The sequence below is a fragment of the Rhodopila sp. genome, from assembly GCF_965277825.1.
In the GTDB taxonomy this organism is placed as follows: Bacteria; Pseudomonadota; Alphaproteobacteria; order Acetobacterales; family Acetobacteraceae; genus Rhodopila.
Window position 1 is genome coordinate 1,281,030 of record NZ_OZ255846.1, and the last position, 14,466, is coordinate 1,295,495.

Annotated in this window: 17 protein-coding genes, 1 tRNA gene and 1 riboswitch; of the genes, 8 read left to right on the forward strand and 10 right to left on the reverse strand. The window is 64.2% G+C overall.

Translation table 11 applies throughout. From position 1 onward, the window contains the following. The first annotated feature begins 50 nt into the window (after positions 1 to 50). The 3 genes from ACQY4T_RS06495 to ACQY4T_RS06505 are packed head-to-tail and all read left to right on the forward strand — an operon-like array spanning position 51 to position 1,920. Positions 51 to 1,310: a CaiB/BaiF CoA transferase family protein gene (locus ACQY4T_RS06495; protein ID WP_428539078.1), complete on the forward strand. Its 1,260-nt coding sequence runs from the start codon at positions 51 to 53 to the stop codon at positions 1,308 to 1,310. Between the two features lie 49 nt (positions 1,311 to 1,359). Beyond that, on the forward strand, positions 1,360 to 1,497 hold the full coding sequence (locus ACQY4T_RS06500) for a hypothetical protein (protein WP_428539080.1): 138 nt from the start codon (positions 1,360 to 1,362) through the stop codon (positions 1,495 to 1,497). Positions 1,498 to 1,503: 6 nt separating this feature from the next. Then, entirely contained in the window at positions 1,504 to 1,920 is a 417-nt protein-coding gene (locus tag ACQY4T_RS06505) for a Uma2 family endonuclease (RefSeq protein WP_428542756.1), read from the forward strand. On the opposite strand, the gene ACQY4T_RS06510 is transcribed toward ACQY4T_RS06505, so the two are convergent. Then, positions 1,826 to 2,428, reverse strand: coding sequence for a DUF29 domain-containing protein (locus ACQY4T_RS06510; protein ID WP_428539082.1), 603 nt, complete (start codon positions 2,426 to 2,428; stop codon positions 1,826 to 1,828). The genes ACQY4T_RS06505 and ACQY4T_RS06510 overlap by 95 nt on opposite strands. A gap of 98 nt (positions 2,429 to 2,526) precedes the next feature. Between ACQY4T_RS06510 and ACQY4T_RS06515 the strand changes: the two genes are divergently transcribed. Together ACQY4T_RS06515 and ACQY4T_RS06520 are read left to right on the forward strand one after the other, a co-directional pair. Continuing rightward, the gene (locus ACQY4T_RS06515; RefSeq protein WP_428539084.1) at positions 2,527 to 3,717 is read left to right on the forward strand and encodes an acyl-CoA dehydrogenase family protein; all 1,191 of its coding nucleotides are present in this window, start codon (positions 2,527 to 2,529) and stop codon (positions 3,715 to 3,717) included. Positions 3,718 to 3,754: 37 nt separating this feature from the next. Then, a complete protein-coding gene (locus ACQY4T_RS06520; protein WP_428539086.1) occupies positions 3,755 to 4,870 on the forward strand; it encodes an acyl-CoA dehydrogenase family protein in 1,116 nt (371 codons plus the stop codon). On the opposite strand, the gene ACQY4T_RS06525 is transcribed toward ACQY4T_RS06520, so the two are convergent. From ACQY4T_RS06525 to ACQY4T_RS06540, 4 genes are all read right to left on the reverse strand, one after another. Next, on the reverse strand, positions 4,867 to 5,142 hold the full coding sequence (locus ACQY4T_RS06525; RefSeq protein ID WP_428539088.1) for a hypothetical protein: 276 nt from the start codon (positions 5,140 to 5,142) through the stop codon (positions 4,867 to 4,869). The two genes, ACQY4T_RS06520 and ACQY4T_RS06525, sit on opposite strands and share 4 nt — an antisense overlap. 62 nt (positions 5,143 to 5,204) lie before the next feature. Next, positions 5,205 to 5,408 carry a hypothetical protein gene (locus tag ACQY4T_RS06530; RefSeq protein WP_428539090.1) on the reverse strand — a complete coding sequence of 68 codons (204 nt, stop codon included), beginning with the start codon at positions 5,406 to 5,408 and terminating at the stop codon, positions 5,205 to 5,207. A 23-nt stretch (positions 5,409 to 5,431) separates the two neighbouring features. Further along, positions 5,432 to 5,893, reverse strand: a complete 462-nt coding sequence (locus ACQY4T_RS06535; RefSeq protein WP_428539092.1) for a peptidoglycan-binding domain-containing protein — start codon at positions 5,891 to 5,893, stop codon at positions 5,432 to 5,434. A gap of 124 nt (positions 5,894 to 6,017) precedes the next feature. Continuing rightward, entirely contained in the window at positions 6,018 to 7,835 is a 1,818-nt protein-coding gene (locus ACQY4T_RS06540) for a transglycosylase domain-containing protein (RefSeq protein ID WP_428539094.1), read from the reverse strand. A gap of 132 nt (positions 7,836 to 7,967) precedes the next feature. Between ACQY4T_RS06540 and ACQY4T_RS06545 the strand changes: the two genes are divergently transcribed. Together ACQY4T_RS06545 and ACQY4T_RS06550 are read left to right on the forward strand one after the other, a co-directional pair. Then, positions 7,968 to 8,870: an NAD(P)-dependent oxidoreductase gene (locus tag ACQY4T_RS06545; RefSeq protein WP_428539096.1), complete on the forward strand. Its 903-nt coding sequence runs from the start codon at positions 7,968 to 7,970 to the stop codon at positions 8,868 to 8,870. Between the two features lie 52 nt (positions 8,871 to 8,922). Further along, a tRNA-Leu gene (locus tag ACQY4T_RS06550) sits at positions 8,923 to 9,005 on the forward strand. Positions 9,006 to 9,112: 107 nt separating this feature from the next. Here ACQY4T_RS06550 and ACQY4T_RS06555 read toward each other — a convergent pair. The 5 genes from ACQY4T_RS06555 to ACQY4T_RS06575 form a co-directional block, all read right to left on the reverse strand. Continuing rightward, the gene (locus tag ACQY4T_RS06555; protein WP_428539098.1) at positions 9,113 to 9,421 is read right to left on the reverse strand and encodes a hypothetical protein; all 309 of its coding nucleotides are present in this window, start codon (positions 9,419 to 9,421) and stop codon (positions 9,113 to 9,115) included. 45 nt (positions 9,422 to 9,466) lie between these two features. After that, positions 9,467 to 9,670 (reverse strand): hypothetical protein, encoded by a 204-nt coding sequence (locus ACQY4T_RS06560; protein WP_428539099.1) that lies wholly within the window; start codon positions 9,668 to 9,670, stop codon positions 9,467 to 9,469. 465 nt (positions 9,671 to 10,135) lie between these two features. Then, positions 10,136 to 10,519: a DUF6232 family protein gene (locus ACQY4T_RS06565; RefSeq protein WP_428539101.1), complete on the reverse strand. Its 384-nt coding sequence runs from the start codon at positions 10,517 to 10,519 to the stop codon at positions 10,136 to 10,138. Positions 10,520 to 10,720: 201 nt separating this feature from the next. After that, positions 10,721 to 11,194, reverse strand: a complete 474-nt coding sequence (locus ACQY4T_RS06570) for a GIY-YIG nuclease family protein (RefSeq protein ID WP_428539103.1) — start codon at positions 11,192 to 11,194, stop codon at positions 10,721 to 10,723. 98 nt (positions 11,195 to 11,292) lie between these two features. Continuing rightward, entirely contained in the window at positions 11,293 to 11,610 is a 318-nt protein-coding gene (locus ACQY4T_RS06575; protein ID WP_428539105.1) for a hypothetical protein, read from the reverse strand. Between the two features lie 148 nt (positions 11,611 to 11,758). After that, a riboswitch (cobalamin riboswitch) is annotated at positions 11,759 to 12,003 on the forward strand. Between the two features lie 114 nt (positions 12,004 to 12,117). Here ACQY4T_RS06575 and metE point away from each other — a divergent pair. Beyond that, complete coding sequence (metE, locus tag ACQY4T_RS06580) at positions 12,118 to 14,463, forward strand: 5-methyltetrahydropteroyltriglutamate--homocysteine S-methyltransferase (protein ID WP_428539107.1); 2,346 nt, start codon at positions 12,118 to 12,120, stop codon at positions 14,461 to 14,463. The last annotated feature ends 3 nt before the right edge of the window (positions 14,464 to 14,466 follow it).

A 14,466-nucleotide genomic window follows, 5' to 3' on the forward strand; every position in this document is an offset into this window, starting at 1 on the left:
ATCTGCCACCTTGGGCGCCGGATCGTTTACGGGGAAACCAAGGAGCGTCCATGACTGAAACCTCTCAGCCGAACCGCACCGACTCGGACGCGGTCGCCCCCGTCCGGTTCCTTGCCGGGGTCAAGATCGTCGATCTGACGCAATTCGAGGCGGGTCCGTCTTGCACCGAGGCGCTGGCGTGGCTGGGTGCCGATGTGGTCAAGATCGAGAACCCGAAGATGGGCGACCCTGGGCGGCGGCTGCGGCCTGGGCAGCCGGACAGCGATCCGTATTACTTCCATGTGTTCAATGCCAACAAGCGCTCGATGACGGTCAACCTGAAGTCGCCGAAAGGGCTGGCGCTGGTGAAGGACATGCTGGCCAATGCCGATGTCTGCATCGAGAACTTCGCGCCCGGTGCGATCGAGCGGCTGGGTCTGGGCTATGACGTGGTGCGCGGGCTGAATCCGTCGATCATCTACGCCCAGGTGAAGGGCTTCGGCGAGGGTAGTCCATACGAAAAGAACCTGGCGTTCGACATGATCGCGCAAGCCTGTGGGGGCACCTTCAGCGTCACCGGCGAGGCCGACGGACCGCCGACCCGGCCCGGCATGTCGTTGGGCGATACCGGCACCGGGATGACCATGGCGATCACCATCCTGGGCGCGCTGTATCAACGCCGGCAGTCCGGGCAGGGCTGCCGGCTGCAGGTGGCGATGCAGGACGCGATCATGCACTACATGCGGATAAACTTCGCGACCCAGGGGCTGACCGGGGCCGCGGCGAGGCGCGGTGGCAGCAAGGTCCCCGGTATCAGCAACGCGCCGATGGGGCTGTATCCGTGCGCTCCGGGTGGGCCGAACGACTACATTTATATCATGACCAGCCGAGCCAATCCGGATCATTGGGACCGGTTGTTGAAGGTGGTCGGGCGGGAGGACCTGATCGGTGATGACCGCTACGCGTCGCCGGCGGACCGGGTGCTGCGCGAGGCCGAGGTTGATGCGATCATTGCCGGCTGGACGCGGACCCACGACAAGCACGACGCGATGCGCGCGGTGGGGGAGGCGGGGATTCCGGCCGGGGCGGTGCTGGACACCATGGGATTGCAGAACGACCAGAGTTTCGAGGATCGCGGCATCATGCAGGTGATGCGTCATCCGCTGCACCGCGATTTCAAGATGCCGGGTTGGCCGGTGCGCATCGACGGCAAGCCGCCGGCGCTGACTGCGTCCCCGGTGCTGGGTGAGCACACCGAGGCGGTGCTGGACGAATGGCTGGGATTGAACGCCGAGGCGGTCGCGGTCCTGCGGACGGAGGGGGCGGTCTAGCCATGGTTGGTCGGGTGGCGTGCTAGGCTGACCGGCGCAGGAGGATCGCATGGCACCACGGCTGACCCGTGAGGAGTTCCATGCCTGGGCGGAAGGGCAGACCGGTCGATACGAACGCGTGGCCGGTGAGCCGGTGGCGATTTCGCCGGAGCGGGTCCAGCATGTTCGGATCAAGAGCCGAGTCTGAGCCGCGCTGGATCGTGCGGTCCGCGATGCCGACCTGGATTGCGAAGCGCTAGGCGATGGGGTGACGATCGAGGTGGATGAGGAGACCGATTACCAGCCCGACGCAGTGGTGAATTGCGGTCCGCGTCTGTCGCCCGATGCCACTGCGGCGAGCAATCCGGTGGTCGTGGTCGAGGTGCTGTCGCCATCGACGCAGTCGGTGGACAGTAGCGACAGGCTGGCCGACTATTTTCGGGTTGTGTCGATCCAACATTATCTGGTCGTGCGCGTCCGGCGACAGGAGATCATCCATCATTGGCGATCAGGCGACGAGATCGTTTCTCGGGCGATCAATCTTGGCATGATCCGGCTGGATCCGCCCGGCGTCTCGCTGGATGTAGGCGAGATTTATGGCGGGGAGGCAAGCCCGTTATCGACGCGATGAGCGCGGGCCGATGCCGGGAGGGTCTGTCCGGTTTTGCGAAGCTTTGTTCCAGCGCGTCCCGGTCGGCGTGCAGCAGGTCATCTAGACTGACCGGGCAGATTGGTGGCTGTTGGGCGCCCACTACGCCATCGATCAGCGCGCCGGCGAGCTGTTTCACTGCCCGGATATACAGCGCCGCGAGATCGATCGATCGACGCATCGATGGTGCGAAGCGTTGCTGTGCGTCGGATTGGAACGAGATGATTTCCTCGCGCCAGTGAGAAGCGGCCGGAGATGCAGGACAACCTTGCAGTTTCAGCAGATGAACCAGCATCACACGCAAGTAACTCCGAACGGCGTTGAGTTCGGACAAACCCACGTCCTCGATCTCCTGGACAACGTGGTCCCAGTCCAGGTCGTTCACCCGTTCTCCGCGCGCGAGGCGGCGCAGCAAGGCCGCCTGGTGCCGGGACCAGGCAAAGATATCAGTTTCATAAAGACCATCCGGCATTGGTGGCGGATAGCCCATTCGTCGCCTTCATGCCAGCTTTACGCCGGCGAGCCTCTTGCCGGTTCGGAGAGATGATGGTGACCTTGGGTCACGCAGCAAGCCACGGGGAAACGCCGATGCCCACCGCGACCACGTTCCGCGTCGACACCCGCGTCTGGCTGGAGCGGAACTGTCCGCCGGCGATGCGCAGCTTCATGCCGGAGGACGAGCAGGTGGCCGGCGGCAAGCAGGCGCACTACGTGCGGCCGGAGCAGAAGCAGTGGCTCGATCGCATGGCGGCGGTTGGCTGGACCGCGCCGACCTGGCCCAGGCAATACGGCGGCGGCGGCCTGTCGAACGACGAAGCGCTGATCCTGGAAGAGGAAATGCAGCAACTGGGCTGTCGTCCGCCGCTGCGCGGCATGGGGCTGTCGATGCTGGGGCCGGTGCTGCTGGAATACGGCACCGAAGAACAGCGTCAGGCTCATATTCCGCCGATCATCCTCGGCGAGATCCGCTGGTGCCAGGGCTACAGCGAGCCCGAGGCCGGATCGGACCTGGCCAGCCTGCGCACGCGGGCGGTGCTGCAGGGCGAGCATTTCCTGGTCAACGGCCACAAGATCTGGACTTCGAACGCGCACCGATCGGATTGGATCTTCTGTCTGGTGCGCACCGATCCGACGGCTAAAAAGCATGACGGCATCAGCTTCCTGCTGATCGACATGGACGATCCCGGGGTCCGGGCGCGGCCGATCCGGCTGATCAGCGGCGCCTCGGTCTTTTGTGAAACCTTCCTGGAAAACGTTCGCGTGCCGGCGGGCAACCTGGTGGGCCAGTTGAACAAGGGCTGGACCATCGCCAAGCGGCTGCTGGAGCACGAACGCAAGGGCATCGGCGGCATCTCGGCGCGCAACGCGGCCAGGTTCGAGATTCCGCTGGAGGCGGTGGCCAAGCAATTCGCCGGCGAGGCGGAGGGCAAGATCGCCGACCCGATCCTGCGCGACCGTGTTGCCGCCTATGCGATGGACGCGCACGCCTTTCAATTGACTCGCCGTCGCGCCGCCGAGGAAGCCGAGTCCGGGGCGCCCCCGGGCCCGCTGTCGGCGATGTTCAAGCTGCAGGGCACCGAACTGAACAAGCGGCGCTATGAAATGCTGCTCGAGGCCGAAGGCTTCCAGGGCCTGGGCTGGGAGGGTGAAGGTTTCAGTAGCGACGAACTTCGTTTCACTCGAGAATGGCTGCGCTCCAAGGCCAATTCGATCGAAGGCGGAACATCCGAGGTGCAGTTGAACATCATTGCCAAGCGCGTGCTTGGGCTGCCGGACTAGGATGGTGAACGCGATCGACTGACGCAAAGGCTTAGTGATGCCCCTGATCTTGTCTGAGGAAGCCCGGCTGGTGCGTGACACCGCGCTGGATTTCTTTCGTCAGCGCAGCCCGGTCACCGCGCTGCGCAAATTGCGTGACAGCAACGATCCGGACGGCTTCTCACGCGATCTGTGGCGGCAGATGGCGGAACTCGGCTGGACCGGCTTCCTGGTCGGCGAGGACGACGGCGGATCGGGGTTCGGCATGACCGGACTGGCGCAGGTGATGGAGGCCTCGGGCCGCTGCCTGGCCGCGACGCCATTGATGTCCACTGCTGTCGTGGGCGCGTCGTTGCTGGCGCTGGCGGGTTCGGAGCGGCAAAAGGCCGCCTATTTGCAGCCGTTGCTGGCGGGTGAGCACATCGTGGCGCTGGCGCTGGAGGAAACCAGCCGCCATGCGCCGGACCGGATCGCGCTGAGCGCCGAACCCGACGGCGCCGGCTATCGGCTGAACGGGGAAAAGCGCTTCGTGCTGGATGGCCACGTCGCCGACACGTTGATCGTAGCGGCGCATACCGGGGGCGGCGTCACGCTGTTCCTGGTTCCTGGCGCGGCCGCCATACGCACCAGGCTGATCATGGTGGACAGCCGCAATGCCGCGCGCATCCGGCTGGATAACGTGACGGTGGGGGCGGAGGCCGTGCTGGGGCGGGTCGATGGCGGCGGCGGTGTGCTGGACCTGACGCTGGAGCGTGCTCGCGCCGGGCTCGCCGCCGAGATGTTGGGCAGCGCGCAAGAGGCGTTCGACCGTTCGGTGCAATACCTGAAGGATCGCCAGCAGTTCGGTGTGGCGATCGGCAGCTTCCAGGCGCTGAAGCACCGCGCCGCGCAAATGTTCTGTGAGGTCGAAATGACCCGTTCGGCGGTGCTTGCCGCGGTGGCCTCGCTGGATCAGAACGGCAATGATACCGCGGCGCTGGCCAGCCTGGCGAAGTGCAAGGCCAACGAGACGCTGTTTCTTTGCAGCAACGAAGCCGTGCAGATGCATGGCGGCATCGGCATGACGGACGAGCACGAAATCGGCTTTTTCCTCAAGCGCAGCCGGGTTGCCCAAGCCAGCTTCGGGGATACGCGATTCTGCCGCGACCGTTACGCCAGGTTGTCGGGATATTAGCGTGCGCTGGGTTTCGTGAGCTTCGGTACGCTCTTGGTGCTCAAGCCTTCTTCTTGCAGCAGCTGCTTGTCGGTCTGCTCGAGATCGCGGTTGGCGCGTTTCTGTTGGGCGGCTTGTGGCTGCACGCCGGCGGCTTTTTCCCTTGGGGCCACTTGGCTGGGTGTCGGCTGGTAGCTGAACCCATTGGCGCGGTTGCCGTTCTCTGCCGGACTTTGCGCCACGGCCGGGATGGCTGAACAGAGCAGCGCGGCGAGCAGGATCAGGAGAGTCAAAGCTATGACCGCCCTGCCGGTGCGCGGTTCAGACTGAGCGGCGTATCGATCGCCGGCTCGCTTCACTTTTCCCGCAACACGCAATGGCCGACCAGAACGCCGATCGGGAACGAGGCCAAGGTCCACGCTGTCAGGATGTCGGCGGCGTCCTTGGAGACCGTGTGCAACGCGAAGATTCCGGCCGCCGCCGCTACGGTCAGGCTGAGCATCGCGACCAGCCTGAGTGGTTCGACAGCCTTGCTTTGATTAAGTCGTTTCACATCCATCGATAGACTCCGATACCCGGAAATCAATGCGACGGGCCCGGCGCGGTGTTGTCGGCGGGCGGCGCGGCGGAGTTGGTGGGTTGGGTCGACGTACCGGGGTTGGTGTCCGCACCGTTTGTCGTAGCGGGACCGTTGGGCGTGGTGGAGTTGGGCATGGTCGTGTCGGTGTCGGCCACCGGACCTGAGGTGACGTTCAACGCCTGCAAGGTCGGCACGTCTAACTGGCCGCTCGACCCCAGGTTATGGTCTTGCTGGAACGACCGTACTGCACTTTCGGTGCCCGAGCCGAAAATTCCATCGACGTGACCATGCTTGTAATAGCCGCTGGAATGCAGTTTTGCCTGCACCTTCTTGACCATCTCCGGTGAGACGGTGGGTTGGGTCGCCGCCATTGAGGCTTTCGGCGCTTCGCTCGGCGCTTTGCTGGTGGTGTTGCGGTCCATCATGCTCGAAATGTGCGAACATCCACCCAGCCCGGCCAGCACGCCGACCGCTATCCCGTAACGCCTTATGTTCATCGCTTGCTCCCGAACTCCGTTGCGGGCCGAAGCGAGTGAGCGGCGGTTTGGTTCCCAATAACAGCGGTAGCGAAACAGAGAGCAGGCGGTTTCAATCGAGCTTGGTCGCGATATCGCGGAACAATCGCGCCGGCAGGTCGCCGCCCATAACGCCTCGCATCGGGGCGTTGTCGTCGTTGCCGAGCCAGATGCCGATCAGCCGGCCCTTGGTCGAGCCGATGAACCAGGCGTCGCGGAAATCCTGCGTCGTACCGGTCTTGCCGGCGACAAGCTGGTTCGGGATCGCGGCGGCTCTTCCGGTGCCGCGGGTTACCACGGCGGCCAGCATGCGGGCCATCATCGCGGCTTGGGCGGGATCTATCACTCGTTCGGGCTGATGGGGGGTACGCTCCAGCCCAAATGGCACGACGCGGTTGCCGCCGTTGAAGAACGGCGCGTAGGCGGCGGTCAGTTCCAGCAGCCCGACCTCGCCGGTGCCCAGCGCCAGCGACGCGTTCTTTGGCAACGGGTCGCTGATGCCAAGCTGGGCGGCGGTGGCGGCAACCGCCTTGGGTCCGCCGCAGCGCAGCAACAGGCGCACCGCGGCGGTGTTGATCGACTGCGCCAGGGCTTCCTGCAGGGTGATCTCGCCCAGATAGCGGTGCTCGAAGTTGACTGGGGTCCAGGGGCCGATGCGCAGCGGCGCATCCAGCACTTTGTCGTCGGCGGTGAGGCCGGCGCGCAGCGCGGTCAGCCAGACGAACGGCTTGAACGTAGACCCCGGCTGGCGGCGGGCCAGCACGGCTCGGTTGAACGGGCTGTCGCGGAAATTGCGGCCGCCGACCATCGCGCGGACCGCGCCGTTGGCGGCGTCCAGCACCACCACGGCGCCTTGGCCGACGTTGTCGGTGGCGCCGGCATCGGCCAGCAGCGCGGCGAGCCGGGTCTCGGCCACCCGTTGATCGTGACTGTCCAGGGTGGTGCGCAGTTCGGCGTCGGCATCGGGGGCGAGCAGCGCCTGGGATTGGCCGGCGACCCAATCGGCGAACCAGCCGGGCGCGCCTGGGCTGGGCGGGAACTCGATCCGTTCCGCCGCGGTCCGCGCCTGCTGTTCGGTGATCGCGCCGGAGGCCGCCATCGCGGCCAGCACTTGCTTGCCCCTGGCCAGCGCCGCGGCGGGATTGACCCGTGGGTTGAAGCGGGAGGGGGCGCGCGGCAACCCGGCGAGCACGGCGGCTTGGGGCAGGGTCAGCCGGCGTGCCGAAACGCCGAAATAGATCCGCGCCGCGGCATCCATGCCCCAGGCGCCGGATCCGAGATAGACCCGGTTCAGGTAGATCTCGAGGATCTCCTGCTTGCTGAAGTGGCGCTCCAGCCACAGCGTCAGCAACAGTTCCTGCACCTTGCGCTTGGTGGTGCGGGCGTTGCTGAGGAACAGCGTCTTGGCGACCTGCTGGGTCAGGGTGGAGCCGCCCTGGACCACTCGTTCGGCGGTGAGGTTGACCCAGGCGGCGCGCAGCAGGCCGATCGGATCGATGCCGGGGTGGTGCCAGAAGCGGCGGTCCTCGACCGCGACGATGGCGGCCGGCAGCCAGGGGGAGAACGCCCTGAGGTGCAGCGGCTCGCCGACCAGGTCGCCGAAGGTGGCGATGACGTGGCCGGATCGGTCCTGCAGGGTCAGGCTGGGACGGCGCACGGCGTCCAGCGCCGATTCCGGGCGCGGCAGGTCGCGGGCGAACCACAGCACGGTCACTGCTGCCGCCAGGGTCAGCCAGACCGAGGCGATGAAGCCCCAGCGCAGCAGCCAGGTCAGGGTGCGGCGCCGGGTGGAGGCTGGGGCGGCCGGTGCGGACGGGGGGATCGGTTTGCGTCGGTTGGCCGCCGGTGGTGGCGGGTGGAAGCGGGGAACGGTGGGAGCGGGGCGCGCCATCCCGGCGGTCTGTAGCAGATCGCCGGCGCCCGGGCCGGGCTTCTTGCGGTGCGGCGCATGGTTGCTGCGGATTGTGGCGGTTCTGCGATAGCATCCGGCGGACCGAACCCGAACGGACAGAGGAGAGCGTGAATGAAGGGCCTGTTTCTCGATGCGGTGGACGACCTTGCCGGGGTGTTCCATCGCGTGGTTCGGCCGGGCGACCCGGCGATGGATGTGCTGGAGCGCGGCGAGATCGCGCCCGAGGAATTGGCCGGTCTGGTCGCCGGCTATGATTTCATTTTTGACGACCACACTCAGTTGCCGACCGAGGCGATGCGCGGCTGTCGTGGGCTGAAGCATGTGATCTTCCTGGGCACTGGGGCGCGCAGCTACATGCATCCCGAGCAGTTGGCCGAGCTTGGGATCGGGGTGCACATCATCAAGGGCTATGGGGATACCGCGGTGGCGGAGCACAGCATTGCGCTGATGTGGGCCGCGGCCAGGGGGCTGGCGCGGATGGACGGCGGCATGCGGGCGGGTAATTGGATCCGCACCGAGGGCATGGAACTGACCGGCAAGACGCTGGGGCTGGTGGGTTTTGGCGGCATTGCGGCCGAGGTGGCGCGGATTGCCTCGGGGTCGGGCATGCGGGTGCTGGCTTGGAACCGGTCGGCGAAGTCGGCGCCGGGGGTCAGTTTTGTCGAGTTGGACACGCTGCTGGGGGAGAGCCAGGTGCTGTCGCTGCACTTGTTGCTGAATGACGAGACTCGCGGGTTCCTGGATGCCGGGCGGCTGGGCAAGATGCGGCCAGGGGCGATCCTGGTGAACACCGCGCGGGCTGCCCTGGTGGATGAGGCGGCGATGATGGCGGCGCTGCGGAGCGGGCATTTGCGGCACGCGGCGCTGGATGTGTTCGAGACCGAACCGTTGCCGGCCGGGCATCCGCTGACCAAGCTGGCGAACGTGACGCTGTCGGCGCATAGCGGGTTCCGCACGCCGGAGGCGAGCGACAAGCTGATTCGGATGGCGCTGGATATTGCTTGCGGGTTGTGAGGGGGTGCGTGGCTCTGGTCGGGTTGGTGGGGCGGCGTTAGAACGGCGCGGTGCCCGCCTGGCGGAATGGTAGACGCAGCGGACTTAAAATCCGCAGTTGGAAACGACGTACCGGTTCGAGTCCGGTGGTGGGCATAATCTTTTCAATAACTTAATCCAGACGTTGCTTCTCGGTTTGGTTTCTTCAATGGGCGGTCGAGTTTCTTCACTCGGCTGTCATGGATACCGTGCTCGCCGGCTTACTAAAGCCACGTGCCAAATAACTCATTTCTTGCGGTGAGAGCTTTCCAGCATCGAGCATTTATCCAGCAAGCCCAGATGAACATGAAGGCATAATACAAAACGGTTGCTAAATCGACCTCAACCGCCAGCCAAACGCTCCACCGCAGTTGCAGGAAATCGCGAGGTTGCACCGATAGCTGGGAGACTATTAAGCGGATTTGGCCAAAGAACTGCTGCAACAAATATATCAGTAGCCCTGTTGCAATAATCAGAACGACGATCTGATAGCTGGGCACGTCAGAAATTGGTCGCGGATGAAAGGGTTTCATATCCAGACTCCGTTGAGAGTTCAGCTACGGGCGACATTGACTTCCCTAGTCCGACTGAAACAGCCGCCGTCCCTTCGCGGTTTGGAGACATTCGGCATAAGTATCGAGGATGTCCTTTCGGTCGATCGTAGCGGCAAGCGTACCACCGCCAAGTCGCTTGCCGTCCGCGTGAACGACATGAAGGAACAGCTTATAGGCAATCTGTTCCTGTGTGTTTTCGCCAGAGTGGATAATTGATTGATCGGCCATTGCGCACCTTTCGAGATGTAAACCGCGCCGTCTAGCGCATCTGCTCGATTCGGATCACGCGAATTCGTGCGTCTCATTCAAGGGTTGTTTTCGGCGTGGCCGCACTGGAGGCCAAATGAGCTATCAGCCGGAGTTCTATAGCTCGAAACCGTGGCGGGCGTTTCGCCGCCGGTTTCTGTTGGCGCATCCAATGTGCAGCGTGGACGGCTGCGGACAGGCCGCGACCTATCTCGATCATGTCGAGGCGCGGCGCGCTGGCGGACACGATTTCGGCCACGTTCAAAGGCTGTGCCCGTCACACCATGCGGCCAAGACGGTGGCCTCAGATCGCGGCTTTGGCCGTGCGCCGATCGCTGACTACAAGCCGCAGGTTCGCGGCTGCGCTGTCAATGGAACGCCAAACGCGCCGGATCACCCGTTGAACCAAGCACGTTGACCCAGTAGTCCGCATCCAGCAAACAAGAGCTAGCCTCGCCGCGCAACAGCCTCTTCTATGGCATTTTTGACGTGGCTTAGATAAGCACTGCTGAATGAAGTCAAGGCTTGCTGGTTCCCGCTAGCGGTGCGAAAGACAAGAGCAACCTTTAGCCCGGAAGCAATCGCCATGATGGTGATGAATGTTCCGACCATCATGCCAAACCCTTCAATCGAGCCAGATGTCGCCAGAGCAATGGTGACCCCGGCGCACACTACCGCAAAGAATATGCCGCCGGGGTTGGGCCGAACAATGTTGACGCTGCCAATGCCGTTGATGGGGTATGAAGACGAACCAGCTCTAACTAGAGTCTTGGAAACCGAGATTTTGTCGTCTCTAAAAATCATTTCGTCGTTGTCAATCGTAGCACTCATAATCACACCCCTTAGAATAGGTGCGTTCTATAGCCGGTAAGGATTAAAAATTTGCTAACCGGAAGTGCGTTCATTCCGCGAAAAGGGAGGCAGTTGCAGGACGGCAAATATATTCGACCTTAAAAGACCCAATGAGTCGCATTGCTGAGGCCAAAGTGGAAACGTGTACCGCAGGAACTAGTGGCGTGCAGTTCCCCCGTTTCATTCCTCCTCCTCCTGCTCCTCTTTTGAAACGTATTGATAATACTGCGGAACTTTGCTCCATCTACCTCGCTGTAGGTTCAGCCTGGGCTCGGCAATGGCGGTAGCAACGGCCTCCAAAATATCCAATACGAGGCTAACATTGCCGTGCAACTTCTCGATGTCTGCCGACAGGCCATGCTGCGTGACCCACTGCGTTCCGAACCAAGAAAAGCGATTCCAGCGTTCCGACAAGTGATCGCGCTTATGGGCTCGAAGTCTCTTGAACAGTCTGTCGCCAGTGTTTTTCCCGGCTTGGCCGACGTAGACTAAATCATAATTTGCGTATAAAGCATATATTCCTCTTTGATCTCTGAAGTCGATTGGTTTTGCCGATTTGGTCCTGCTTACGGCTCCCAAAAGCGTTCCAGGAACTCTTGGTCTTCCCCAAAATACCTTGTCACTGTGCCAGTGAAGGCCATACGCTTTGATCATTCGAACTCCTTGCAGACGCCGAGTTTTTTAGCGATTGTCCAGTTGGATTATTTATAGACAACCCTATTTTCGCCTCTGAATTGCGGTCAATTTAACGGCTAGGACGGCAATCTGAAAATCGGCTCGTCCCCAGTGAGCTCGTCGATGAACGTCGGCGGACGATCCGCATAACCGGTGTAGAGATGGGCGTTGCGTTGCACCAGAAAGCGATTGTAATGCCGCTCAACCATCGCGCTCGACGTCCCCAGCCAGTCGGCAATATGGGCGACGCTCAGACCCTTCTGGATCGGCACAGTCGCAAAGTAGTGTCGGAATGAATACGCCACGCGAGGCTCACCGGTCATCGGATCGGTCAGAGCGTTGGCTTGTTCCAAGACCTGTTGCAGACCAGCGCGAAACACCGGCATTTCGCCCAAACAGCAAATCCTGCGTCTCACTGAGACGCGAGGTCCCGGGATTGCGGAGACCTCGCGTCGTCCGACATTCTAAGAATCGATCATTCGCAATTGACCATTCGACCTCTTGCCACGGTCGGCAGTGGCTTGCCGCCGCTAAGATATAAGCATATGTTGATGTGTCGATGGTCCCGCGCGAGCGGGTGAAAAGGGAACGCCGTGCGTCCCGGCTGGACCGCTGGTCCGGGGGCAAGTCGGTGGCTGCCCCCGCAACTGTCAGCGGCGAGATGCCGGTCCGTCCGCCCCTCGGGGCGGGTCACTGAGCCTTCAGGTTCGGGAAGATAGGATCGGAGCAACCGGGCGGGCTGCCCGGGCGCCGTGAGCCAGGAGACCTGCCGTCGTCGATCAAGCCATGCCGCCGGGCGGGGTGCACCGGAGGCCGGAGACAGACATGTCCGCGATTTCCGGCGGCGTTCGCCGCTATTCTTGCCCTGACTCAGGGTCCATCCGCAGCGAGCGGAGGCCGGCATGACGATCGCAAGCAATCTTGGGTTCCCGCGCATCGGCCATCGCCGTGAACTGAAATTCGCGCTGGAGCGGTTTTGGTCGGGCGAGATCGACGCGGCCGGGCTAGACGATGCCGCGCGGTCCCTGCGCAGCCGGCACTGGAAGCTGCAGGCGGGGCACGGCATGGGGCACGTTCCGTCCGGCGATTTCTCGTTGTACGACCAGGTGCTGGATACCGCCTGCATGCTGGGTGCGGTGCCCCCGGGCTATGGATGGCGCGAGGGCCCGGTCTCGCTGGCGAGCTATTTCGCCCTGGCGCGGGGGTCGCGCGGCACTGCGGCGGAACAGGCGGCCGGCATCGCGCCCGGCCTGCCGGCGCTGGAAATGACCAAGTGGTTCGATACCAACTACCATTATCTGGTGCCTCGGCTGAGCGCGGATGATCGTTTCGTGCTGACCGAGAACCGGCCGCTGCAGCAATTCCGCGAGGCGCTGGCACTGTCGATCCGGACCCGGCCGGTGCTGCTGGGTCCGGTCAGCCTGCTGATGCTGAGCAAGACGACGGACGGCTCCGATCCGCTGGATCTGCTGGACCGGATGCTGCCGGTCTATGCCGAGGTGTTGAGCGGGCTGGCGGCGGCGAATGCCAGTTGGATGCAGATCGACGAACCGGTGCTGGCGCTCGATTTGTCGGCCAAGGCCCGCGCGGCGTTCGGGCTGGCGTACGACACGCTGCGGCGGGGGCCGGCGCCGGATATTCTGCTGGCGAGCTATTTCGGTCCGCTGGGGGACAATCTGGCGACCGCGGCGGCGCTGCCGGTGGCTGGGCTGCATGTCGATCTGGTGCGTGGGGCGGCGGAACTGGAGTCGGTTCTAGAGGCGGTGCCGGCCGAACGCTGGCTTTCGCTGGGCGTGGTGGATGGGCGCAACATCTGGCGCAGCGATCTGCGGGCGGCGTTGGGGGTGCTGCGGACGGTCGCCTCGGCGCGGGGCAATCGGCGGCTGATGGTGGCGCCGTCGTGCAGCCTGCTGCATGTGCCGGTGGATCTGCGACAGGAAACCGGGATGCGACAGGAAACCGGGCTGGGCGCCGAGGTGACGGATTGGCTCGCGTTCGCCGAACAGAAGCTCGACGAGGTGGCGGCGCTGGGTCGCGGTCTGGACGAGGGGGATGCGGCGATCGCTGGGCAGTTGGCGGCCAGCGATGCCGCGGTGCGGTCGCGCCGGACAAGCGTGGCGGTACACCGGGACGCGGTGCAGGCGCGGATGGCGGGGCTGACACCCGGGATGGAGCAGCGGGACAATCCATATGCGACGCGGCGGGCGGCGCAGCAGGCGCGGCTGCGGCTGCCTCGGTTCCCGACCACCACGATCGGTTCGTTCCCGCAGACCGCGGAGGTGCGCCGGGCTCGGGCGTCGCTGGGGCGCGGCGAGTTGAGTTCGGCGGCCTATGACGGCCTGATCGAGGGCTGGATCGACGACGCGGTGCGCTGGCAGGAGGCGATCGGGCTGGACGTGCTGGTGCACGGCGAGTTCGAGCGCAACGACATGGTGAAGTATTTCGCAGAGCAGCTCGATGGGTTTGGCTTCACTCGGCATGGCTGGGTGCAGTCGTACGGCAGCCGGTGCGTGGCGCCGCCGATCATCTGGGGCGACGTGGCGCGGCCTCGGGCGATGACGGTGCGCTGGTCGGGCTATGCGCAATCGCGGACGCAGGCGCCGATGAAGGGCATGCTGACCGGGCCGGTGACGCTGCTGCAATGGTCGTTCGTGCGCGACGACGTGCCGCGGGCGACGGTGTGCCGGCAGATCGCGCTGGCGATCCGCGACGAGGTGGTGGACCTGGAGGCGGCCGGCATCGGCGTCATCCAGGTCGATGAGCCGGCGTTCCGCGAGGGGTTACCGCTGCGCAGGGAGTCTTGGGCGGATTATCTGGGCTGGGCGGCGGCGTGCTTCCGGCTGGCGACCAGTGGGGTGCGGGATGACACCAGTATCCACACCCATATGTGCTACTCGGAATTCAACGACATCATGGCGGCGATCGCGGAGATGGACGCCGACGCGATCTCGATCGAGACCACGCGCAGCCGGATGGAGTTGTTGGATGCGTTCGCCCGGCGGGGGGCCGGGGCGGCGGGGTATCCGGCGGAGATCGGGCCGGGGGTGTGGGATATCCACAGTCCTCGGGTTCCGGACGTTGGCGAGATGACCGAGTTGCTTGGGCTGGCGCGCGAGCGGCTGGATGACTGGCAGATCTGGGTCAATCCGGACTGCGGGCTGAAGACGCGAAACTGGGAAGAGGTGAGGCCGGCGCTGGAGAATCTGGTGGCGGCGGCGCGGGTGCTGCGCGGGGTGGCCGGGTCTTGAGCT